The sequence below is a fragment of the Wolbachia endosymbiont (group A) of Longitarsus flavicornis genome (assembly GCF_963931955.1).
Taxonomy (GTDB): domain Bacteria; phylum Pseudomonadota; class Alphaproteobacteria; order Rickettsiales; family Anaplasmataceae; genus Wolbachia.
The window spans coordinates 1,530,784-1,553,052 of record NZ_OZ008337.1 but is presented as its reverse complement, the minus strand read 5'-3'; the positions used below and the strand labels follow the sequence as shown (position 1 = coordinate 1,553,052).

Below are 22,269 nucleotides of genomic sequence, written 5' to 3'. Positions count from 1 at the left end.
TATAAAAAATATATAACATGAAAAGGTGAACAAAAAGCTAAGAACCTTGACGCGCTTTACACCTTGGCTTTACCTTATTTATAATGTAAATCTTACCACCCCTTTTCACAACTTTACAATTTTTATCTCTGTTACGATGAGATTTTAGCGAACTCTTGACTTTCATATCTATAGTAAGAATTAAATTACCTTACATTATAATCACTTATCAAGAGTTAGTCAATTGATAACATTTTATTAAAATATTGTATAATTGTTGCTGATACTTCTTCAATTGACTTTTGCGTAACATCAATAATTGGCCAGTTATTCTGCTTAAATAGTTCCTCTGCTTCCTTAATTTCCTTTTCTACTTTTTCAGGATTAGCATATATACTATTATCTTCGTTGTTAATTGAAGTAAGTCTATTTTTGCGTATTTCTATTAGCCTACTTACGTCTATTGTTACCCCTATCGTTAGTTTATTTTTTAATTTTGCCAAGTCGACATAAAAGGGTACCCCACTAACAAAAGGAATATTTGCAACCTTATAGCCTCGGTAAGCTAAATACGTACTGGTGGGAGATTTTGATGTACGTGAAACTCCAACCAAAATTATATCTGCTTTATCAATATCTTGAATATTTTGTCCATCATCATGATTAATAGTGTAGTTTATTGCCTCAATGCGCTGAAAATATTCGTTATTTATCTCAGTATGCAAGTCAAGCTTTTCGTCTTTTTCAATTTCAAGATAAGACGAAATTTCTCTAATAATATGTGATAATATTGCTCTATAGGGAATTTTCAACTTTATACAGTTATCTTTTAGATATTTTCTTAGCTCATCATCAGTAATAGTGCATATAACAAAATTATGCTCATCACTTTTCCTATTAATTTCCTCCAGAATTTTGTCAATCTGCTCTTCTCCTTTTACAAAAGACCAAACATATTCGATCGTTTCTATAGAACGAAAGTGTTTCAGGGCTGATTTTGCAACTGATATAACAGTTTCACCACTTGAATCTGATACTAAATGTAGATTAAGCTTTTTAAGGGTCATATACTAAAAATAATAGCTAGCAATCTGCTACTGAAATTATGCTAATTTGTTGACCTACGTAAATATAGAAAAACTATCCTGTTGATAAAACTCAAACTAATTGGTAAATTCTTAACACAATTATTCTCAAAACGAATGTTTTTATTAAAGCCTACAAATTTCTCTTATTTTTCTAAGAAAGCTCTACCTTGGCTTGGGGTGATTTGTTTCGCATGTTTTTTAATTGGAATGTTTTTGGCGTTATTCTTCTCCCCAGAGGATTATAAACAAGGAGAAATTGTACGAATTATGTATCTTCATGTGCCTTCTGCATGGCTTGCTCTTGGAATATATGGATTAATTGCTTCACTCAGTTTCATTTCATTAGTGTGGAACAATAGCATTGCTAGTGTCTTGGCACATGCTGCTGCTCCTGCAGGGACAATCTTTTCTGCAATATGCTTAATCACAGGCAGCATTTGGGGAAAAGGAACCTGGGGCACTTGGTGGGTATGGGATGCAAGGCTTACTTCAATGCTGATTTTATTTTTCCTATATGTTGGCTACCTTTCATTGTGGAGCGCTTTTGATAATGAAGCGAGGGCAGAAAAATCAGCAGCAGTATTTGCCATTTTTAGTGCTATAAATATTCCTATAGTAAAATTTTCCGTAAATTTATGGTCTACTCTCCATCAGCCTGCAAGCATTTTGAGAAGAGGTGGAGTAGCAATAGAAGGTTCTTTGCTGTTGCCACTCATTGTAATGTTTATGTTTTGTGCCACATTTTTTTTAGTAGTGTGGATACTGTATTCACTTCATTTGATTAATTCGTACAAAATAAAGAGAGAAATCAGTATGCGGTATTAGGTAGCTTTGTAAGTATACAGGTAAATATGCTAGAGAAAATTAGGCAAAATATCTTTGGTCACTTTAAATACTTGCCTGCTGAAACTGAAGAACGTGCTATGTTATGTGATCTAACTAATTTTAAAAGCAGCAATGACCAACTAACTAGAATAGATCAGGTATTAGACTTCTTTCAAAATTGTTAGAGGGAGTGTAAGATGAAGTATTTGAAAGCATGAAATATAAGGAAATAGAAAAGTTAGAAGGAGAAAAGTTTCGACGTTTAACAGGGGTAAAAAAAGCAACATTTGAGCGAATGGTAGAAATTCTAGAAGTGGAGGATAAAAGAAAAAAAGCTAGAAGTGGAAGAAAAAGTAAACTTTGCATAGAAGACAGGCTACTTATGGCACTGGAATATATAAGAGAATATCGTACATATTTTCATATTGGGCAAAGCTATGGCATGAGTGAAAGTAACAGTTTTAAAATAATAAGATAGGTAGAAGACATATTAATAAAACATCCAGATTTTGCATTACCAGGAAAAAAAGAGCTATTAAAGAGTGATGTAGAATATGAAGTTTTAGTAATAGACGGAACTGAAACGCCAGTAGAGAGACCAAAAAAAAGCAAAAGCCCTTCTACTCTGGAAAGAAAAAAAGGCATACTATAAAAACACAAATAGTAACAGAGAAGAAGAGTAAAAAAGTCATATGCACATCTTTCTCGAATGGTAGAAAACACGATTTTCGGATGTTTAGAGAATCAAAGGTAGCAATATTACCGGACACCAAAATCTTAGCTGATGCCGGCTACAGGGGAATGCAGAAGATACACAAAAATGTTGTATTACCGCACAGGAAAATGAAAAAGAATCCGTTAAGCAAAGAACAAAAAAAAGAGAACAGGGCACTTATGAGCCAAAGGGCAATTGTTGAAAACGTAATTGGCTTATTGAAAAGGTTTAAAATCATCTCGGACAGGTATAGAAACCGACGAAAACGTTTTGGTTTAAGGTTTAATTTGATTGCTGCAATTCACAATTTTGAGCTCCATACATGAATTTTGAAAGAAGTCTATTATGTCCCAGATCGTACATAAAGTTAACCAAATCTTCACTATAGCAACCAGTTGCCTCGAGACATAGATGAATAAGTTTTGCTTCATGATTATTGCACCAAGCTACAAGCTTTTCAAAGCCCTCCTTGTTGTTGTGAAAAACTTTATGTCGTTCTTTGCTGCCTACCAACAAACAAGCATCAAATTTTTGTTTAGAAATGTCTACACCTAAAATAGCATTTACTTGCATAAACCCGTCTCCAAAACTATAAATAAAACTGAGAGTTTAGACCAACCTTGTAAATACGGGATATAATTCCAAAGATACTGTTCAGTCTTTTAACTCTACGTGGAAGGGGAGCAAATCTGTACGTCGGCCTTGTTGGCATCAGTTGTGCGTCAGCTTCACCCTTCCTGTAAGATATTTTAGCTCTAATATCTTACATAGTGAAAGATACAAGTTGTGGGTTTAGCACCTCTTACAATTCAAAAACACCCCTCCCGCATTAGAATTATTAAGTCCACTATAAGGAGGAGCGCTTGGGGGAGAGTAAGGAGGAGGTGATCCATAGAAAAATGGACTTTTCAGACCATTGCTAACTCAATACCCAGTTAATATCCTTTCTACCAGTTCTTTTACTGTCGGTACATAGTCATTCTCATAAAACGGATCTTGCTTAAATTTGTACACATTGTGCCCAGAAAACATGAGTTCATTTTCAATATCGCCGTCATGTATAATGTTTTGCAGTGTCTTTTGTATACAAAAACTCCGTGGATCTGGTTTTCGCCCTGTTGAATGGTCACCATGATCTTTCCAATTGCTAAACAAACAATGGCTCAAACATCCCATACAATTGATTTGATCTTCTCTTATTTGTTTAAATTTATCTGGCGTCACAAAAATAACAGTTGAATCTGGGGTTTTCATTGCTTCTGTGTACCCTGCTTTAGTCCATGTATTTGCCAGCTCTTTGTCTTTTGCAGTAAGGTAGATCTTCCTACCTCTGCTACCCATTGCAAATTCACTATTGAATTCCTCGCTGGCATTTTCTGAAAAATTTACTTGATGTAATTTTCGTTCCTGTAACTCACGTATAAAATTATTCCTCACCGCAGATGAATAAAACCCTGTTGGACTGAATTTATTCAAAAATACATCACCTTCTTCTAAAGTGAGTAGCTTCTTTTTCCACTCTGCAGAAATTGGGCTTTCTTTCGTCAAAAGTGGACGAGTGCCAAACTGAAAAGCTATTGGTCCAATTTGCAGATTATCAAACCAATGTTCCCAATCTTTCAAATGCCACACTCCTCCTGCCATAACAATTGGTGTTTCTGAGAGACCGACCTCGTTCATGAAAGATCTAAGCTCTGCAACTCTTTCAAATGGAGCCTGTGGTAGCTCTGGGTCTTCACTGTTACTGAGTCCATTGTGCCCTCCAGCAAGCCATGGATCTTCATACACTACTCCACCAAGCAAATAGGAAGATATTCTTTTGTAAGTACGCTTCCATAATGCTTTAAAAGCACGCACCGATGAGATAATAGGGTAATAATAAACCTGATATTTAGCTGCAATTTCTCCAAGCCTATAAGGCATACCAGCACCGCAGGTAATACCATGAACTAAGCCTTTTGCTCTTTCCAATATGCCATGAAGCACGCGTTCTGCTGCTCCCATCTCCCAAAGTACATTCATGTGTATTCTTCCATGACCTTTTGATATTTCATTTGCTATTCTTGCCTGACTAATCCCAGCTTCAATACTATACTCTATCAATTCACTGTGTTTTTCATTTCTTGTTTTGCCTTTGTAAATCAGTGGCACTAACTCGCCATTATCATCAATAAGCTTAGCATTTGCACCAGAGAACGTACCCACAGCATCTGCTGCAGCAAATGCTCCGCTTGATCTTCCATCACTAATTGCAATGCCTTTACCACCTTCGATGATTGGCCACACTTTCTTTCCTGAAATTACTATTTTTTTTATCTTATTTTTCAAAACTTCCTCGCAATCTTTCACTCTATTTTACTTAATTACTAAAAAAATGATAGCTGTTTATTTTTTCTTGTATCATTAAAGCTTCTATAGCTACTCACGCTGTTGTAGTTTGAGAGCAGTTCCCACCGGAAGGGTGTCATTCCAGTCTGGAATCCAGTTTTCCATATAATCTCATCGAAAGCGTTGTAACCACTTTCCGTGCTAGTTTACAAGCAAACTTTTCTGGATCCCAGTGTCAAGCACTGGGATGACAGGGGAGGGAGGCTGCTGGGATCCTGACAACCGTCATCCCGCTGCTTGTTAGCGGGATCTAGAGATACCGCGGCGGTATGACGTAGAGCTACGTGTTTAGGTTTAATGAATCCACTATATCTTTTACTTGAGAAAAAACATACTCTTTGCTTACACTGGTATCGATAATAAAGTCACTTATCTTCCTTTTCTCCTCAATAGATAACTGAACATCGGAGATTAGATTAAGCTTTTCTTTATCTATGTTGCGTTCGTTAAGTCTTTGAGCTTGCACAACGCTATCTGCATGAACAAAAACAATAAGGTTGCAATATAAATAAAATTTTGTTTCTAATAGAAGTGGAACATCTAAAACTAAGAACTTTCTATCGATCTTTTTTTCCTTAGCAATAAAAAATTCTAATTCACGCAGCACAGCAGAGTGAACCAAAGATTGAAATTGTTTCCAATTTTCATCGTAGGCTAAGAAATATTTAGACAGTACTGTTCTATCTATTTCACCATTTACTACCACTCCAGGAAAATTTTTCTCTGCATAACTTATTATGCTTTTATCCACTTTATAAAGTTGGTGTACAACAGAATCAGCATCAAATACAGCAGCACCAAACTCTTGAAAGCAATTAGCTACAAAGCTCTTTCCTACCCCAATTCCGCCTGTTAGACCTATAATCATATAACAAAAACACATTAGACTTCTTTCGAAACTATAGCTAAGGTTTCTCTATATATATTAACTAGATTTTCTAGATCCCAGTGTCAAGCACATAACTATACGAACATTGCAATTTGTAGGTGGTGTCATTCCAGTCTGGAATCCAGCTTTTATGTTGTATAGTGCACAATCAATTTTCCTGGATCGAAGTAGGCACTGGGATGACACCCTACTTAACCGTCATACCGCCGCGGTATCTCTTAGCCGCTAACACGTAGCAACTGTTCTCCCTTGTCATACCGTCACTTGGCCGCTAACACGTAGCGGGATGACGATTGTCGATAAATCTAAGTTACTTTAGCAACAGTTATTCTCTACCAAATTACTCTGAATTTTGGTTATATTATTTGCGGATTTCACTGCTGAAATCTCAAATTTTGAGCTTGTGTTCAAAAATGATTCAACTGACCTGCCAAAAAAATCGTATCTCCACCCCTTGAATAATTTATCTGTCTGTCTAGATATTGACCCGGTTAACTCATCTTTTGAAGAAACTAATTTCCTTGATATGTTACTTTCTTTACATTTACTATCTAAAATAATTGAGAGTATATCAAGTACAGATTTGTCATAATTACTCGATAAGGTATTGTTTTGCTGCATCCAATTTCCCTCATTTTCATTAAAAATATTCACAAACTCTAGTAAATCTGCATCTTTTATATTTTTTGCATTCCTCTTGAGATCATCTAAAATCTCATCAACATGCTCTATATTTTTTTCAATAAAACCAGCTATTACAGCATTATTGATTATTTTATTACGGTTCATATTATAGCGCTGTGCTAAGGTTTCTTGCCACTCACTAACTGCTTTAACAGTTAGTATCAACCTTGGATTTACTTCATAATTAAATTTAATCCTCTTCCATGCATCTTTTGGATTATGTAAATACTTATTTATATTAACTATTGATTCCATCTCTTCTTGAAACCAACCCATCCTATTATTTTCTTCAAGTTTATTGCACAATATTTGGTGTAGGTCATACAGGTGTATCACGTCGTTTATTGCATAGTCTAACTGATCCTCAGACAACGGACGCCTTAACCAATCTGAATTTTTAGCTTTAATTTTATCCAGTGCTATCCCTTGATATTGCTCCACTACTTTTGAGTAACCAATAAAGTCATGATAATAATGACAAAACATAGCGGCAACTTGGGTATCAAAAATGGGAGTGGGAATACATTTAAACACAGTGAGTAAGGATTCTATATCCTGCCGGCAGCTATGAAACACTTTAGTTATTTCTTGATTCAGCATTATTTTCTTAATGAATGACAAATCAATTTCTGGCACTAATGCGTCTACAACAAAACTCTTCTCTCCATAAGAAATTTGAATTAACGATAATTTTGGGTAGTAGGTTAAATTATTTCTAATGAACTCCGTGTCAACTGCTATAAATTTCGGCTTTTTTGCTATTAACTCTTCACATGTATTCTCCAGTTCTGATGTTGTACTAATTAGCATATATTTTTTATTCAGTGGATTTATTTTATAATTTATATTAAATTTTTGCAATTAATGACTTATTGTAGGACTTTCTATTACTCATTAGTGTCTGACCTTACCCTGTTCCTTTTGTCATACAACAGTGGGTTAGGTGACACCTGGTTTAATAAGTTTTAGAACTCTTTCAGTTTCTTTCTGAAGGAATTCCTCTCCCTTTAAACAATATGACCGAAGACTTTCAGGTCGCACCATCTCAATTATATATCTGGACCCACTAGAATCCCTGCAAAGAACATCAACTATACTTTGTCTATCAGAAGCAATTTCAGCATCCATGACAGTGCTGAGAAATTCTATTTCATCTATTTCATCTTTGCCAGTGAAGTCCAATATATCATTGAGAAAGTGAATGAGAATATCTTTATTCTTTTCAGTGCCAAAGATACGCCAGGAAAGAGTAAGAGTTCAATGGACTAAGATATTTACCCATCGAACCCTCCTCTAGGAACCGTACGTGAAAGTTTCCCTTCATACGGCTCGAGCCACCTTAAGTCCTTTTCTTTAGAACCGGCAACAGTTTTTATCGAATATTTGGACATAACAAATTCCTTCTTAGAACCTGTTCATAATCTTTTGAGGAACAAAGCAGTGAAAGCAAGAACTACCATTTGCAAGCTGGTGTTGAGTTTACGCTCGCAATTTTTCCATAACCGTCTACATTTTTCCAACCAAGCAAAAGAACGCTCTACAACCCATCTTTTTGGCAATACAGCAAAGGTATGTAATTCACTGCGTTTTATTACCTCAACAGTTGCACCAATAGTTGCTTTTATTTGTGTTGCAAAATTCTCTCCCATATAGCCTGCATCAACCAGTACATTTTTAACTCCCGAGAGGTTTTCTTTTGCATTTTCTACCATTCTCACAGCACTGCTACGGTCAGTTATCTCTGCTGTTGTTACATAAATTGCATGTGGCAAACCTTGCGTATCTACTGCAATATGGCGTTTTATTCCTGAAATCTTTTTGCCTGCATCGTAGCCTTTTTCTTCAGCAGTATCTGCATTTTTTACACTCTGTGCATCAATTATGCAGAAGCTGGTTTTTTCTTTCCGACCATTGTTTTGTCGGACTACGCCAACTATTTTTTTTTAACACCAGCTCCAGAACACTTTCTTTATTTGCATCTGGTTTTTCACTCCACTTCTTAAAATAGTCGTAACAATTGCGCCATTTTGGAAACTCTTTTGGTAGCATTCTCCACTGACAAACGCTTTTCAGAACGTATAACACTCCACAAAATACATCATACAAATCAAGTTTTCTTGGTTTTGTTTTTTTTCTACAGGACTCTAGATCTGGTAATATAATCTCAAATCTTTCCCGACTTATATTACTTGGGTATAAACTCCTCATATATCCTAACTTATATACATTATCTCTTAGTTTATTCCTTTCTTGAGATCATGTACAGGTTCTAAGGTATCAAGTTAGATTGGCAGAAAGACAATTTAATCAAGTAGACCCTGACAATCGTCTTGTAGCTGCAGAACTTGAAAGACGCTGGGAACAAGCATTGAAAGAACTCCAGCAAGCAGAAATTATGTTCGAACGTCAGCATCCACGTAAACCAACACCTCAATTATCTGAGAAATTGAAAACAGTATTTTTAGATGTAGGCAAAAGATTACCTGAGATTTGGCATAAGCCAGTTCTGTCACGTCAACAACGAAAGTCCTTTCTCCGTTGCCTAATTGATAAAGTAGTAGCACACAGAATTAAACGCGACTGCTTACAAATACGCATTGTATGGCATGGTGGAGAAACTACTACTTCTAATGTGCCTATTCCAGTAAGATCTTTTCGTGAATTAACTGCAGCAACAGAAATGGAGCAATCTATAATAAAGCTCAGTAAAGAAGGCAAGACAGATATGGAAATTGCTAAATACTTAGAAGAACATGGGCATCGCTCTCCCATGAAAAATGTTGTATTAGAAAGCACAGTAAAAACAATTAGATTAAAGAATAACATCTTTCTGAAAAAGTGGCAATCACATCCAACTAAAGTGCCTGGTTACTTTACTATTCCACAAATCGCAAAAATCCTTAAAGTTCCCAGCCACTGGCTTTACGATAGAATAAACAATGGTCAAATTAAAATACGGAAAGATGATAGTATTGGAAAGGGTAAATATCTATTTGAGGATAAACCAGAAACTGTTAAAATGTTTATGGACTTTAAAGATGGTAAGTTCAACAATCTAAATTTTTTATAGGAGTATCAATATGTATAATCAAAACACTTCTTAATATCCCCCTCTAAAATCCATTGCGGAGCATCACGTCTTGCCAATGTTATGAAAATTTGACTTACCGCATCTGCTGCTGAACGATGCACCCTGAATCCATATGAGTGAGTGTCTCCTATTGTTTCTGCAACAGGGTCCAAGCCCATAAGGTATAAGGCTTGTATCGCACGATCTTTTATAGTTGGAATACTAATCGGCCGCTTGCCGCCCTCAGGCTTGATTAGATAAATGCGTCTCATAGGTTGAGAGCGATATCCACGTCGCTTTAGGCTAGCAATTCCTTGAGATTTAGCTGAAGGACTTTGCCACAACTGATTATCAACACCAGCCGTGTATTTTCCTTTGTTCGAAGTTACGCGTTTCACTGCTAATGCTTTAGCACTAAAACTACGTGTGAGAAGATGTTGTAAAGTTTTCACTTTATTCCATCTCCCATCTTTTGTTGCCTGAACAATACGAGCTTGTAGCTTCCTGGTTTTTTTCTTACATTGAGACCAATTAATTTGGTTCCAGTGCTCGGCAGTACCGAAAGGTGCACTTACAATTTTACCTGTAACCATCTGCTTTCCTCTCTTTAAAAGTTTTACAAACAATCTTGTCCAAGATGACCATTGTGGACGTCAGTTCTCTTTCGAGCCAGGTAACGTTTAAACCTGTATCACATCCATTACAGATGAGCGTTCACTTTTTCCACACTCCCAATCCCACATACCCATAAGCCTTTCTCACGATCGGCCTTACTGAATATCCAACCCAGAGATATATGGGGTTTCCGTGTTCCACCTATTAAACAACAACGGGTTAGGATTGATCTCTACACCGGTGACCTTGATGTTTGCGTATCAAATGCGTTCAGTTTGATAACCAGTCTACTTACCTTTTGGTTCAAGCCTATCAGTGTCTTTGGCTTGTTCGACGTAACGATGCTTAGGATCATTTGCTTGCGCTATCCATACCATTAACCCTAGCCCCCGTGCCAACTCGACACTTATAGCATTGTTCTTTCTTCGCAGACCGAACTTCTCCTTTTCAGGCGGGTTCATTGTCCTAAACGCTTTGCACAAAGCATTACTGCTTTTGTACAGTCTAGTAGGGTACGAGCGGCAAAACACTCGGTTTAGTCAGGGTGACCTGCTAAACAATTTAATAAGCGACTTTTCACGTCGCACGAACGCAACATCATTCTTGGGATCGAGAAATTTAGAAAGAGCCATAGTAAAAATACTGCGAAAAGATTAATAATTATACATACAATTATTCAACCATATTTTAAGCTTAACTTGATACTATAGCTCAACCCTTATTGCTTGCTTTTCTTATCCCCACTTACTTCTTGTGCTTCCGCTCCATCTACTTGAGTACTAGGTAATACTGCATATGTAATACCACCGGCTACAAGTGCAGATGCTACTGCTATACCAATCATTACTAACATCTCTAACTTAACTGTACGTTCAAGTGCAGTAAATGCTATCAGTCCAGCAGCAAGACCCATACCAACGGTAGCGGTGTACTTCGCTCCATTGCCTTGTTTTGGTTGCTCAGTTGTTTTGTTTTTAGCTTCTAGTTCTTTATTTTTCTGCGTTAACTGCTGAACTTGAGAATTTTGAGCTTGTAAGTCTTTCTTTAGGTTTTCAACTTCAGTATTTGGTTGGTTTATTTTAGCTTCTAATTCTTTTATCTTATCCTCTTTAGCTTGTAACTGAACAGCGTTTGGTTGGTTGCTTAACTGTGCTTCTAAATCTTTTATTTTCTCGTCTTTGGCTTGTAACTGTTGCTGTAAGTCCGCAACTTCTTGTGTATTTTGTTGAGCTTTTAATGCTGTTATTTCCTCGTCTTTAGTTTGTAATTCTTTCTGTTTCCCCTCATCTTCTTTCTTTGCAGTTTCTAATTCTTTTATTTTATCCTCTTTGTCTTTTAACAATTGTGTTATGGGATGTTTAGATAGGTTTTTTACTATAATCTCCTCTTTCCCATTGTTAAGGCCTAACAGATTTTTCATTTCTTCTAGGCGACTCTGATATTTGCCACCCTTTTCCCCAACGCATTTTACATCTATGATTATATTATCTCCTTGAGGATAAAAACCAGTAATATATAGTTGTTGATCATCTAGCGTATAGCCCGCATAAAACTTGTCATTAATTATATCACCACTCCTACCTACGTCTTTATACTTTTTAAATTCTTCATAATCATCTTCTGAAATGGCAAGCTGTATTTTCTGACCACCTTCTTTACCAACTAACTTTATTGTACCATTAATCCCTGTAAGCATATTAAACCTCAATATAAATAATATTTAGGTAGTATGATGCCTTTAAAACTTAACATCAAGTAATATTTTCCATAGTGTGTTATTTTCGTAAAATTTTGGCGTAGCTGTATTTACTTAATTGTGCTATAGCTAAAGTAATTTAGGTTTACCGACCATCGTCATTCCGCTGCTTGTTAGCGGGATCTAGAGATACCGCGGCGGTATGACGTTGCTAGCTTAAGGTTTAAAATTGAGAAATATTTATGTTAAAAGAAAAATACGGCTTTAAAGAAATTGAAGACAAATGCAACATATTGTGGGAAGGAAGTAAAGTTTATAAATGGAATGGTGAAAAGGATAACACTTTTACTATAGACACACCTCCACCGACAATATCGGGAAAACTCCATATTGGCCATATATTCAGCTATTGCCATACAGACTTTATTGCAAGGTTTCAGCGCATGCTGGGAAAAAATGTGTTTTATCCAATTGGGTTTGATGATAATGGGCTTCCCACTGAAAGATTGGTTGAGCAAACCTATAAAACCCGCGCAAAAGAAGTTGGCAGGGAAAAATTTATAGAGATGTGCCATGAGGTTATTGAAAAATCAAAGCAAGAATTCAAGGAACTATTTAAATCGGTCGGCATTAGTTATGACTGGGATTTGGAATATCACACGATCAGCAAGGAAACTGTGACGCTTTCACAGATGTCGTTTATTGATCTATATAATAAAGGGTATGCATATAGAAAAATGCAGCCCATCCTTTGGGACCCGGTTGATAAAACCGCAATTGCGCAAGCAGAAATAGAAGATAAAGTTTTTGAGTCATCCTTAAACACGATAGTTTTCTCTACTCAAGAAAATGAGCAGATCAATATTGCAACTACACGACCTGAGTTACTTCCCGCATGTGTTGCAGTTTTTTGTCATCCAGAGGATGCGCGCTACACTCATCTAATCGGAAAAACAGCGGTGGTGCCAATAACAAAGGAAAAAGTACTAATCATTGCTGACGATAAGGTCAAAATAGATAAAGGCACTGGGCTTGTTATGTGCTGTACGTTTGGTGATGAACTCGACATATATTGGCAGCAAAAGCATAATCTGCCGATGAAAATTATCATCGATCAGGATGGGAGGATGAACCTTCATGTTTGGATGACAAACAATATACTAAATGAAATAAATGGACTAAAAATTGTAGCAGCAAGAAAGAGGATGATCGAAATCCTAACTAAAAAAGGACTTTTGATAGAAAGCACTAGCATTTCTCATTCTGTTAAGTGTGCAGAAAGATCTGGTGCACCACTTGAGATATTGCCTACTTATCAATGGTTTATCAAGACCTTAGAGCAAAAAGCTCAAGTGTTAGATGAAGTAAAAGAATGCAATTGGCATCCAGCTAATATGCGTAAACGCATGGAAGTGTGGATAGAAGGGCTAAATTGGGACTGGTGCATCTCAAGGCAGCGCTATTTTGGTGTGCCATTTCCAGCATGGTATTCCAAACGTAAGGGAGAAGAAGGTAAAATTATTCTAGCTGAAGTAAAGGACCTGCCTATAGATCCATTGAAAGATTTGCCAAAAGGGTATAGCAAAGAAGAGGTTATCCCAGATCAAGATGTAATGGATACCTGGGCCACAAGTTCAATTACTCCTCAACTGAGTGCACTGGCAGTAAACAGTGAGTTTAGCTTACCAAATCATCGCTATGATACGATATTTCCTGCAGATCTGCGCAGCCAGAGCCATGAGATAATAAGAACTTGGGCTTTTTATACTATTTTAAAGGCACATTATCATGCAGATTCTTTACCTTGGAAAAACATTATGATCAGCGGTTGGTGTTTAGCCGATGATAAGAAAAAGATGAGTAAATCAAAAGGTAACATCATCACTCCTCATGTAATACTTGAAACTTATGGAGCTGATGTAGTGCGCTATTGGGCAGCGAACTCAAGGCTTGGAGTTGATACAGTCTACTCTGAAAATATATTCAAAATTGGCAAGCGCCTAGTTACAAAACTTTGGAACGCTAGCAAGTTCGTTTCCATGTTCATGGAAAAGCATCAAGTGATGAGCATAAATTCTGCTCACGAGACAATGGATAAGTGGATATTGTCTAAGTTATACAAAGTTATAGAAAGAGCAACGAATAACCTATTACAATTTGAATACTGCGAAGCTTTGGGTGTAATAGAGGAATTTTTTTGGAAGGATTTTTGTGATAGTTACTTGGAGTTAGTAAAAAAACGTGCGTACGGAAGCAGTTTAAGTGCAAAACAAAGCTTGGCGTATGTACTGAATATTATTTTGCGGTTATTTGCACCTTTCTTGCCTTACATTACAGAAGAGATATACCACCAGTTGTATAGTTATAGTTCTGTACACAATCAAAGCAATTGGCCGAGCAAAGAAGAACTTATCTATGATAAATATTCAGAGGAAATGGGAGATAATGTTATTCAGATATTAAACATTATCAGAAAGATGAAGGCAGATAATAATGTATCAGTTAAGCATCTGATAAAAAAGTTGATGATAAAAGCGAGCGTACAAGAGGATAAGTTAGATCAATCTGCACAGGATGATTTGCAGGCAGTGTGCAATGCGGAAATGATAGAGTGGATGCAGTCTGAGCTTGAAACTGAAGACGGGAAATACATAGTGAATATAGATTTATACTGATTTTTATAGCTTCACTTCCTTTGATATCTATGCTATCATAGTCATTATTGATTGTGAGAGAATAATAATGAGGGATTTATATAATAAAGCCAATGCACCATATCTTATAGCTGGTGCTCTTGCTACTTTGGTATTGCTTGCGTCTGGGACACTTGCTGTTGCTCCTTATGTTGCATTCTTATCTCCAATTGCAGCCTTTAATGTAGCTCTTCCTGTTGCCTTGAGTTTGTCTATACTTTCTATTTTGGTGCTTGCACTTTCATGTAAAATAATTAGTAATAATAAGAAAATAGAGGTTGAGAAAAATAAATTTGCTGAAAAAGAGCAAGAGTTAGAAAGCGTAAAACAACAATTTGAGAGTAAGGTACAAGAGTTAGAAAATAAAATAGCTTTAGGAAAAGAAGCTGCAAGCAAAGCAGTGGAGAAATTAAACAATCAATTAAGTAAATTGACTCGAGAAAAGCAGAATTTAGAGAGTAAAGTAAAGAAGTTAAATGGTGAGAAAGAACAATTAGAAGCTGACAATAAAAATGCCACTGATAATTTGCAGAAGAAAATAGCTGGGTTAGAGCAAAAGATAAAAGGTTTAGAAGGCGAAGTTGAAAGGTTAAATGAGGAAATAGAGCAGTTAAAGAAACAGCTAACTGATGCACGACAAGAATCAAATCGGAAAGGTCAAGAATTGGAAGCTGCAAGCAAAGAAGTGGAGGATCGATTAAATGAATTAACTCAAGAAAAGCAGGGTTTAGAAAGCGAAGTGAAGAAGTTAAATGATGAGAAAGAACAACTGAAAGCCGGCAATAAAAATACTCTCGATAAGCTGCAGAAGGAAAAAGCTGAGTCAGAGCAAAAGGTGAAAGGTTTAGAAGGCGAAGTTGAAAGGTTAAATGAGAAAATAAAGTCTCTGCATGACAAGATACAAGAGTTACGTATTAACAATACAGAACCGAGTGCAAAAGATCAGTATCAAGGATTACGTGATGAAAATAAGAAATTGAATGAAAAAGTAAGTTCTTTAATGGAGAAATTATCTCAACTTGAAAAGGAAAAGGGAAAATTCACAAATGAAATTGATGAACCGGCTAAAAATAATCAAGATTTAAAAAGCCAAATTGAAGAGTTAAGTGAGAAAGTGAATCAGTTAGAGAAACAGCTCACTAACTCACAGCAAGAATTAAAAAATGAAAAAAATTCAGTCTCTTCATTAGAAAAAGAAATAAAAGAATTGGAAATGTCTTCAGAAGAGAAAAGTCAAAAAATAGAAGGATTGGAAGAAGAGTTAAGTAAAAAAAAGCAAGAAACGATCCGGCTAGCTGAAGATTTAGAACAAAAAGAAGAACTATGCAAGGAATTAGAAGAGGAAAAAACTAAAAATCTTGATAAGATCGGAGAATTAAATAAACTTTTGGGTCAAAGAGAAAAAGAAAACGAAGAGTTATTTCAAAAGGTAATTGATTTAGAAGAACTCCTTGTAAATCAGTCTCTTGAGTTAAAAGAGATACGGCAAGATTATGGTAGTAAAGTAGCAAATTTGCAGGAATCACTTTTGGATAAATCCCTTGAAAGGAGACAATGTGAAGAAGCTTTATCGGAAAAAGAAAAAGAAAATGTATCTTCTATACAACAGATAATAGAATGCGTGACAGGCGAGTTAAAAGAATCAGTAAGAGTAAGTACAAAGATCGAAGATAATGCTAAAGAAGTAACATTATCAGAGATAGAAAAAATAAGATCTTTATTAATTACACAATTACAAGAAAGCTCTGCACAATGTGTGCAAGAAGAAGCGTCTGTTTCTTCTTGCACACGTTCGCCAGAAAAAAGCAGTAATAAATATTCTCCTGCTACATCTACACCAATAGCTTCTCACAACAAAAAATCTTCTAATTCATCTATATCTCCAATTATGAGCAATCATTCAACTAAAGGTGAAAGGAATTCTTCTAAGAACCTGTACATGATCTCAAGAAAGGAATAAACTAAGAGATAATGTATATAAGTTAGGATATATGAGGAGTTTATACCCAAGTAATATAAGTCGGGAAAGATTTGAGATTATATTACCAGATCTAGAGTCCTGTAGAAAAAAAACAAAACCAAGAAAACTTGATTTGTATGATGTATTTTGTGGAGTGTTATACGTTCTGAAAAGCGTTTGTCAGTGGAGAATGCTACCAAAAGAGTTTCCAAAATGGCGCAATTGTTACGACTATTTTAAGAAGTGGAGTGAAAAACCAGATGCAAATAAAGAAAGTGTTCTGGAGCTGGTGTTAAAAAAAAATAGTTGGCGTAGTCCGACAAAACAATGGTCGGAAAGAAAAAACCAGCTTCTGCATAATTGATGCACAGAGTGTAAAAAATGCAGATACTGCTGAAGAAAAAGGCTACGATGCAGGCAAAAAGATTTCAGGAATAAAACGCCATATTGCAGTAGATACGCAAGGTTTGCCACATGCAATTTATGTAACAACAGCAGAGATAACTGACCGTAGCAGTGCTGTGAGAATGGTAGAAAATGCAAAAGAAAACCTCTCGGGAGTTAAAAATGTACTGGTTGATGCAGGCTATACGGGAGAGAATTTTGCAACACAAATAAAAGCAACTATTGGTGCAACTGTTGAGGTAATAAAACGCAGTGAATTACATACCTTTGCTGTATTGCCAAAAAGATGGGTTGTAGAGCGTTCTTTTGCTTGGTTGGAAAAATGTAGACGGTTATGGAAAAATTGCGAGCGTAAACTCAACACCAGCTTGCAAATGGTAGTTCTTGCTTTCACTGCTTTGTTCCTCAAAAGATTATGAACAGGTTCTAAGGAGAATAAAGAAAACTCAGGGCCACAAAATCAAAAAAGTCCTCATACAAGCTTCAGCAGCCATAATTTATCGCCTTTTAAAGATACAACAAATAATTCCTATCACACCTAAAAGATGTAAGTGCAGGAACCTCCACAGATAAGAGAATTTTAATAAATACAGTACAAGACTGCTGAAGTTTTGTTCATGGAGGGAGGGGAGTAATGAGCAATTTGTTTAACAAAGCTAACGCATTTTATTTTATAGCTAGTTCCTTAGCTACTCTTACGTTACTTACATCTTTAGCGCTTATTGTAACTTCTAATGTGCCTCTTCCTCTAACTCTTGCTTTAGCTGCATTATCTGTTTTGGTGCTTGCACTTTTATATAAAATAATTCGTAATAATAAGAAAATAGAGATTGAGAGAAATAAATTCGCTCAAAAAGAGCAAGAGTTAGAAAATAAAATAACTCTGGAAAAAGAAGCTGCAAACAAAGAAGTGGAAAAATTAAAACATGAATTAACTCAAGAAAAGCAAAATTTAGACAAGAGAGCAAAAAAATTGGCTCAGAAAGTAAATGAGTTAGAAGCTGAGAGAGAATCTCTTCTTAAAGAAAAAGAATCTTTAGAGCAAAAATTAGAAGCTAAAATAAACCGTGTATTTGAAATAACAGGCAAATTAGAAAAAATAATGAAGGAAAAAGATGAGCTTGGTGAGCAAGAAGAAGAATTACTTTGTAAAATCTCGCGTTTATGTGAACAGTTACAAGAAAAAGAAAATGATATAGCTAAAAAAGAAGAACGTATAACGGAATTGAAAAGGAAAGTAGACAATAATAAATATGAAGAATTACAAAATAAAGAAATTCATAAAGAAATAGAAAAATTATGTAAAGAAAAACATATATTGTATAATAAAAAAGAAGAATTGTATAAAAGACAAAAAGAACTTTATGTAGAATTAGATGAGTTACAATGTAGATTTAAAGAAATTAATCAGAAAAATAAAAACTTATCTCAAGAATTAAAAGAGAAATCTGAAGAGTTAGATAAAGCAAATGATTGCATTAATAGTCAATGTTGTGAGTTAGACGGAATAAGAAAAGATTGTAACAATGAGGTAAAAAGTTTAAAAAATTTACTTTTAAAGCAAGACGCTCAAATAGAACAACTTGAAGAAGATTTGTTGAGAAATGCAGAAGAGAAAAAGGGTTATTTACTGGAAATGTTAGAACCTGTGGTAGACGAGGTAGAAAAATTGGTAAACAATAATGAAGCGATCGGAGATCATAGTAGAAAAATAATATTACAGGAGACTCAAAAAATAAAGTTTATATTGAAGGAAATTATGCAATTCACGCCAGGTGAAGATTCTAGATGTGAATCACCATCAGAGGAAACGTTTGATTTTTCACTGGATGATCTTGGATATGTAAGTCGCTCATCCACCCCGATCAAATTGCCAAATTCACTATTGACAGAATCTTATGAACGCAGTCAGTTCAATCAGAGTGAAAGTATTTGCAAAACACAACAATGAGTCTTATTATAAGATAAATCATGCAAGATAATGAACCCAATAATATGTGCACTGGATACACAAGACTTAAATAAGGCTATTTCTCTAGCTAATGCTCTGCGTGGTAAAGTTGGCATGGTAAAGCTGGGATTAGAATTTTTTGCTGCTCAAGGTCTTTCTGGAGTGCAAGAAGTTGCAAAATGCAATGTACCAATTTTTTTAGATCTGAAATTGCATGACATTCCAAACACTGTAGCTAAAACAGTTGAAGTAATAAAAGTTCTGAACGTTGAAATGTTAACTCTGCACATCAGCGGTGGGACAAAAATGCTTGAAGAAGCGCTAAATGTAGTGCAAGGCACAAAAATAAAGCTGATTGGAGTGACAGTGCTAACTAGTATGAGCAATGAGGATTTGAACGAGCTTGGAGTAGCAAGAGAGGCAAAATCACAGGTAATTTTGCTTGCAAAGCTTGCAAAAAAGATTGGACTCTATGGAATAGTCTGTTCTGCATTGGAAGCTCAAGAAGTGCGCCGAGAATGCGGTGAAGACTTTAAAATTATTACTCCAGGAATTCGTATAGATCCAAGTCATGACGACCAAAAAAGGACAGCAACACCAAAAGAAGCAATAAATTTAGGAGCTGATTATATCGTCATTGGCAGACCCATTACAAAAACTGCAAGTAGTGCAGAATTAATATTGAAATCCCTTATCTAATTGAAGCAGATAAAAAAAGTGCTTGACATAAAAGAACGAACATTATATAGTATTATTATCTTTTATTTTACCTCGCTTAATTTAATTACTGGATTAAGCTTACAGTACTAAGCGTGGCACTTTGTGCCACGTTATTTTCCGGTTTACATTTTCAACAGATAAACAAATGATATCATGCCAGTGTCTGGGCATATAACTGTACGAACATTTATTTTTGAAGACAACAGATGATGTCATTCCAGTGCTTGACACTGGCTTTCGCACAATTCCATCAAAAACGTTGTAAAGCGCTTTCGTGTTTACCAACTTAGTGCCCAATCTGGATCCCAGTGTCAAGCACTGGGATGACAAGAAAGGGAGCGCTGGAATGACATCATTTACTATGTACCATATTGCAATATTCGTACAACTGTAGGAAACATCTATGAGTACCATTCCTATTACCTTATTTCCATTTTCATTTCATTTTCAAAGGAGGCTATTATGTCACTCACCGATATCGCTCACCGTATCAATGAACTCGCTTCATCATGGGAGCAATTTAAATTAATAAATGATCGCAAACTAAAAGAAATTGAAAGCAAAGGGCGTGCTGATTCTGCAACGATTGAGCAGCTATGCAAGGTAAATAATGCCATTGATAGTTGCAAAGAGCGTTTAGACTTGATCGAAACTGCAGCTCAACGTCCAGAAGTAAATACAGATTTTAGCACAAGCGATAAATATTTTTCTGATTACATCCGCAAGGGAATGGAAAGCGGTTTATCACACAAAACCCTCAGTGGAGATGACAGTGATATCGGGGGGTATCTAGTTACTCCGCATATTGTAAAACGCATAAACAAGCGCGTAACTGATTCGTCCCCAATGCGACAAATATGCTCCAGTCAAAGAATCTCTACTGAAACATTGGATTACATTATAGAAGATTTTGACCGCGCCGGTGCAGGTTGGAGCAGTGAAACAGTAGATGATGAGGACGGTGGCAATAAATCTAAGTATGATTTTGCAAAAGATACGGACACGCCCAAAATCCAAAAGATTTCCATCACGACTTACGAGTTATATGCTCAACCACAAATATCACAAAAGTTACTCGATGATGCGTTTGTCGATGTTGAGAGTTGGCTGGTGGAAAAGATTGCCGAGACTTTTAGTAAGGAAGAAAGCGAAGCCTTCATTAAGGGTGAGGGCACTTTTCAACCCAAAGGAATTTTAGCTTATGAAAATGGAAACAGTTATAATAAAATAGAGCAAGTTAAAACTGAAAAATTAGATAGTGATTCAATAATGATGTTGTATTACTCTCTAGATGAATATTATTCCAAAAATGCATCATTTTTGATGAACAGGAGTACGTTGAAGAATGTTAGAACCTGTACATGATCTCAAGAAAGGAATAAACTAAGAGATAATGTATATAAGTTAGGATATATGAGGAGTTTATACCCAAGTAATATAAGTCGGGAAAGATTTGAGATTATATTACCAGATCTAGAGTCCTGTAGAAAAAAAACAAAACCAAGAAAACTTGATTTGTATGATGTATTTTGTGGAGTGTTATACGTTCTGAAAAGCGTTTGTCAGTGGAGAATGCTACCAAAAGAGTTTCCAAAATGGCGCAATTGTTACGACTATTTTAAGAAGTGGAGTGAAAAACCAGATGCAAATAAAGAAAGTGTTCTGGAGCTGGTGTTAAAAAAAAATAGTTGGCGTAGTCCGACAAAACAATGGTCGGAAAGAAAAAACCAGCTTCTGCATAATTGATGCACAGAGTGTAAAAAATGCAGATACTGCTGAAGAAAAAGGCTACGATGCAGGCAAAAAGATTTCAGGAATAAAACGCCATATTGCAGTAGATACGCAAGGTTTGCCACATGCAATTTATGTAACAACAGCAGAGATAACTGACCGTAGCAGTGCTGTGAGAATGGTAGAAAATGCAAAAGAAAACCTCTCGGGAGTTAAAAATGTACTGGTTGATGCAGGCTATACGGGAGAGAATTTTGCAACACAAATAAAAGCAACTATTGGTGCAACTGTTGAGGTAATAAAACGCAGTGAATTACATACCTTTGCTGTATTGCCAAAAAGATGGGTTGTAGAGCGTTCTTTTGCTTGGTTGGAAAAATGTAGACGGTTATGGAAAAATTGCGAGCGTAAACTCAACACCAGCTTGCAAATGGTAGTTCTTGCTTTCACTGCTTTGTTCCTCAAAAGATTATGAACAGGTTCTTAGGCTACTAAAAGCTCAAACAGGTCAATATCTTTGGCAACCAAGTTTGTCGCTTAAAGCTCCAGATACCTTAATGGGAGTGCCAGTATACCAGTCTGCCGATATGCCACCTGCATCAAACAATCAGCTACCAGTAATTGCGATGGCAGATTTCAAACAAGCTTATAAGATTGTAGATAACAGAGGAATGAGAATATTAAGAGACCCTTATACGAATAAACCTTATGTGAGGTTTTTTGTCACTAAGCGTGTCGGCGGAGAGGTTGTAAACACCAGTGCTATTAAATTGTTGAAAGTTGCGAGCAAGTACTAAAAACTTCTATAGCATCATCTTTATAGCCGTTTTACTTCTTTTTGTATAGCTCCACTCCTGTCA

Annotated in this window: 19 protein-coding genes and 4 pseudogenes; 12 read left to right on the top strand and 11 right to left on the bottom strand. The window is 35.9% G+C overall.

The window, feature by feature from the left end; genetic code table 11:
• Positions 1 to 37: 37 nt before the first annotated feature.
• Entirely contained in the window at positions 38 to 166 is a 129-nt protein-coding gene (ykgO, locus tag AABM58_RS07470; protein WP_250296744.1) for a type B 50S ribosomal protein L36, read from the bottom strand.
• A 49-nt stretch (positions 167 to 215) separates the two neighbouring features.
• Entirely contained in the window at positions 216 to 1,046 is an 831-nt protein-coding gene (locus AABM58_RS07465; protein ID WP_338406826.1) for a pyruvate, water dikinase regulatory protein, read from the bottom strand.
• 135 nt (positions 1,047 to 1,181) lie between these two features.
• Here AABM58_RS07465 and ccmC point away from each other — a divergent pair, with 135 nt between their 5' ends.
• The 3 genes and pseudogenes from ccmC to AABM58_RS07450 all read left to right on the top strand — a co-directional run bounded on the left by ccmC (position 1,182) and on the right by AABM58_RS07450 (position 2,933).
• Complete coding sequence (ccmC, locus tag AABM58_RS07460) at positions 1,182 to 1,892, top strand: heme ABC transporter permease CcmC (RefSeq protein ID WP_265025583.1); 711 nt, start codon at positions 1,182 to 1,184, stop codon at positions 1,890 to 1,892.
• Positions 1,893 to 1,918: 26 nt separating this feature from the next.
• Positions 1,919 to 2,077 carry a hypothetical protein gene (locus tag AABM58_RS07455; protein ID WP_338406825.1) on the top strand — a complete coding sequence of 53 codons (159 nt, stop codon included), beginning with the start codon at positions 1,919 to 1,921 and terminating at the stop codon, positions 2,075 to 2,077.
• A gap of 29 nt (positions 2,078 to 2,106) precedes the next feature.
• Positions 2,107 to 2,933 (top strand): annotated as a pseudogene (locus AABM58_RS07450) (IS5 family transposase).
• 16 nt (positions 2,934 to 2,949) lie between these two features.
• On the opposite strand, the pseudogene AABM58_RS07445 reads toward AABM58_RS07450, so the two are convergent.
• From AABM58_RS07445 to AABM58_RS07420, 6 genes and pseudogenes are all read right to left on the bottom strand, one after another.
• Positions 2,950 to 3,180 (bottom strand): annotated as a pseudogene (locus AABM58_RS07445) (IS110 family transposase); the annotation flags it as partial.
• A gap of 351 nt (positions 3,181 to 3,531) precedes the next feature.
• Positions 3,532 to 4,935 carry an NAD(P)H-dependent flavin oxidoreductase gene (locus AABM58_RS07440; protein ID WP_338406823.1) on the bottom strand — a complete coding sequence of 468 codons (1,404 nt, stop codon included), beginning with the start codon at positions 4,933 to 4,935 and terminating at the stop codon, positions 3,532 to 3,534.
• 340 nt (positions 4,936 to 5,275) lie between these two features.
• Entirely contained in the window at positions 5,276 to 5,863 is a 588-nt protein-coding gene (coaE, locus tag AABM58_RS07435) for a dephospho-CoA kinase (protein ID WP_338406822.1), read from the bottom strand.
• Between the two features lie 336 nt (positions 5,864 to 6,199).
• Positions 6,200 to 7,378 (bottom strand): ribonuclease D, encoded by a 1,179-nt coding sequence (locus tag AABM58_RS07430; protein WP_338406821.1) that lies wholly within the window; start codon positions 7,376 to 7,378, stop codon positions 6,200 to 6,202.
• A gap of 231 nt (positions 7,379 to 7,609) precedes the next feature.
• Positions 7,610 to 7,850: pseudogene (locus AABM58_RS07895) on the bottom strand (PD-(D/E)XK nuclease family transposase); the annotation flags it as partial.
• 133 nt (positions 7,851 to 7,983) lie between these two features.
• A protein-coding gene (locus AABM58_RS07420) for an IS5 family transposase (protein WP_338406819.1) occupies positions 7,984 to 8,776 on the bottom strand; the annotation gives its coding sequence in 2 pieces (ribosomal slippage) (positions 7,984 to 8,511 and positions 8,513 to 8,776; 792 coding nt in all).
• Positions 8,777 to 8,855: 79 nt separating this feature from the next.
• On the opposite strand from AABM58_RS07420, the gene AABM58_RS07415 reads away from it, so the two are divergent.
• Positions 8,856 to 9,638, top strand: coding sequence for a hypothetical protein (locus AABM58_RS07415; RefSeq protein WP_338406818.1), 783 nt, complete (start codon positions 8,856 to 8,858; stop codon positions 9,636 to 9,638).
• Positions 9,639 to 9,643: 5 nt separating this feature from the next.
• Here the strand turns inward: AABM58_RS07415 and AABM58_RS07410 are convergent, their stop codons facing one another.
• Both AABM58_RS07410 and AABM58_RS07405 read right to left on the bottom strand, forming a co-directional pair.
• A complete protein-coding gene (locus AABM58_RS07410) occupies positions 9,644 to 10,231 on the bottom strand; it encodes a reverse transcriptase N-terminal domain-containing protein (RefSeq protein ID WP_338406817.1) in 588 nt (195 codons plus the stop codon).
• A 740-nt stretch (positions 10,232 to 10,971) separates the two neighbouring features.
• Positions 10,972 to 11,949: a hypothetical protein gene (locus tag AABM58_RS07405; protein ID WP_338406816.1), complete on the bottom strand. Its 978-nt coding sequence runs from the start codon at positions 11,947 to 11,949 to the stop codon at positions 10,972 to 10,974.
• Positions 11,950 to 12,191: 242 nt separating this feature from the next.
• On the opposite strand from AABM58_RS07405, the gene AABM58_RS07400 reads away from it, so the two are divergent.
• The 5 genes from AABM58_RS07400 to pyrF all read left to right on the top strand — a co-directional run bounded on the left by AABM58_RS07400 (position 12,192) and on the right by pyrF (position 19,657).
• Positions 12,192 to 14,624, top strand: a complete 2,433-nt coding sequence (locus AABM58_RS07400) for a valine--tRNA ligase (protein ID WP_338406815.1) — start codon at positions 12,192 to 12,194, stop codon at positions 14,622 to 14,624.
• A gap of 67 nt (positions 14,625 to 14,691) precedes the next feature.
• Positions 14,692 to 16,602, top strand: coding sequence for a hypothetical protein (locus AABM58_RS07395; protein ID WP_338406814.1), 1,911 nt, complete (start codon positions 14,692 to 14,694; stop codon positions 16,600 to 16,602).
• A gap of 31 nt (positions 16,603 to 16,633) precedes the next feature.
• Positions 16,634 to 17,426 (top strand): IS5 family transposase gene (locus tag AABM58_RS07390; RefSeq protein ID WP_338405927.1). Its coding sequence is split into 2 segments (ribosomal slippage): positions 16,634 to 16,897 and positions 16,899 to 17,426, totalling 792 coding nucleotides; the frame shifts between segments, so codons are not numbered across the junction.
• A 215-nt stretch (positions 17,427 to 17,641) separates the two neighbouring features.
• Positions 17,642 to 18,958 (top strand): coiled-coil domain-containing protein, encoded by a 1,317-nt coding sequence (locus tag AABM58_RS07385; RefSeq protein WP_338406813.1) that lies wholly within the window; start codon positions 17,642 to 17,644, stop codon positions 18,956 to 18,958.
• A gap of 30 nt (positions 18,959 to 18,988) precedes the next feature.
• Positions 18,989 to 19,657, top strand: a complete 669-nt coding sequence (gene pyrF, locus AABM58_RS07380) for an orotidine-5'-phosphate decarboxylase (RefSeq protein ID WP_338406812.1) — start codon at positions 18,989 to 18,991, stop codon at positions 19,655 to 19,657.
• A gap of 99 nt (positions 19,658 to 19,756) precedes the next feature.
• Here pyrF and AABM58_RS07375 read toward each other — a convergent pair whose 3' ends face one another.
• Complete coding sequence (locus tag AABM58_RS07375; RefSeq protein WP_338406811.1) at positions 19,757 to 20,092, bottom strand: hypothetical protein; 336 nt, start codon at positions 20,090 to 20,092, stop codon at positions 19,757 to 19,759.
• A 48-nt stretch (positions 20,093 to 20,140) separates the two neighbouring features.
• On the opposite strand from AABM58_RS07375, the pseudogene AABM58_RS07370 reads away from it, so the two are divergent.
• The 3 genes and pseudogenes from AABM58_RS07370 to AABM58_RS07360 form a co-directional block, all read left to right on the top strand.
• Positions 20,141 to 21,031, top strand: a pseudogene (locus tag AABM58_RS07370) (phage major capsid protein); the annotation flags it as partial.
• Positions 21,032 to 21,091: 60 nt separating this feature from the next.
• Positions 21,092 to 21,884 (top strand): IS5 family transposase gene (locus tag AABM58_RS07365; RefSeq protein WP_338405927.1). Its coding sequence is split into 2 segments (ribosomal slippage): positions 21,092 to 21,355 and positions 21,357 to 21,884, totalling 792 coding nucleotides; the frame shifts between segments, so codons are not numbered across the junction.
• Positions 21,850 to 22,206 (top strand): phage major capsid protein, encoded by a 357-nt coding sequence (locus AABM58_RS07360; RefSeq protein ID WP_338406810.1) that lies wholly within the window; start codon positions 21,850 to 21,852, stop codon positions 22,204 to 22,206. The genes AABM58_RS07365 and AABM58_RS07360 overlap by 35 nt, the downstream gene beginning before the upstream one ends.
• Positions 22,207 to 22,269 lie beyond the last annotated feature (63 nt).

Excerpts from the sequence above, each read along its gene's own strand:
- AABM58_RS07400 (WP_338406815.1), top strand. The coding sequence starts at position 12,192 with ATGTTAAAAGAAAAATACGGCTTTAAAGAAATTGAAGACAAATGCAAC.
- AABM58_RS07410 (WP_338406817.1), bottom strand. The coding sequence starts at position 10,231 with ATGGTTACAGGTAAAATTGTAAGTGCACCTTTCGGTACTGCCGAGCAC.
- ccmC (WP_265025583.1), top strand. The coding sequence starts at position 1,182 with ATGTTTTTATTAAAGCCTACAAATTTCTCTTATTTTTCTAAGAAAGCT.
- AABM58_RS07455 (WP_338406825.1), top strand. The coding sequence starts at position 1,919 with ATGCTAGAGAAAATTAGGCAAAATATCTTTGGTCACTTTAAATACTTG.
- AABM58_RS07430 (WP_338406821.1), bottom strand. The coding sequence starts at position 7,378 with ATGCTAATTAGTACAACATCAGAACTGGAGAATACATGTGAAGAGTTA.
- AABM58_RS07405 (WP_338406816.1), bottom strand. The coding sequence starts at position 11,949 with ATGCTTACAGGGATTAATGGTACAATAAAGTTAGTTGGTAAAGAAGGT.
- pyrF (WP_338406812.1), top strand. The coding sequence starts at position 18,989 with ATGAACCCAATAATATGTGCACTGGATACACAAGACTTAAATAAGGCT.
- ykgO (WP_250296744.1), bottom strand. The coding sequence starts at position 166 with ATGAAAGTCAAGAGTTCGCTAAAATCTCATCGTAACAGAGATAAAAAT.
- AABM58_RS07465 (WP_338406826.1), bottom strand. The coding sequence starts at position 1,046 with ATGACCCTTAAAAAGCTTAATCTACATTTAGTATCAGATTCAAGTGGT.
- AABM58_RS07395 (WP_338406814.1), top strand. The coding sequence starts at position 14,692 with ATGAGGGATTTATATAATAAAGCCAATGCACCATATCTTATAGCTGGT.
- AABM58_RS07385 (WP_338406813.1), top strand. The coding sequence starts at position 17,642 with ATGAGCAATTTGTTTAACAAAGCTAACGCATTTTATTTTATAGCTAGT.
- AABM58_RS07375 (WP_338406811.1), bottom strand. The coding sequence starts at position 20,092 with ATGGTACTCATAGATGTTTCCTACAGTTGTACGAATATTGCAATATGG.
- coaE (WP_338406822.1), bottom strand. The coding sequence starts at position 5,863 with ATGATTATAGGTCTAACAGGCGGAATTGGGGTAGGAAAGAGCTTTGTA.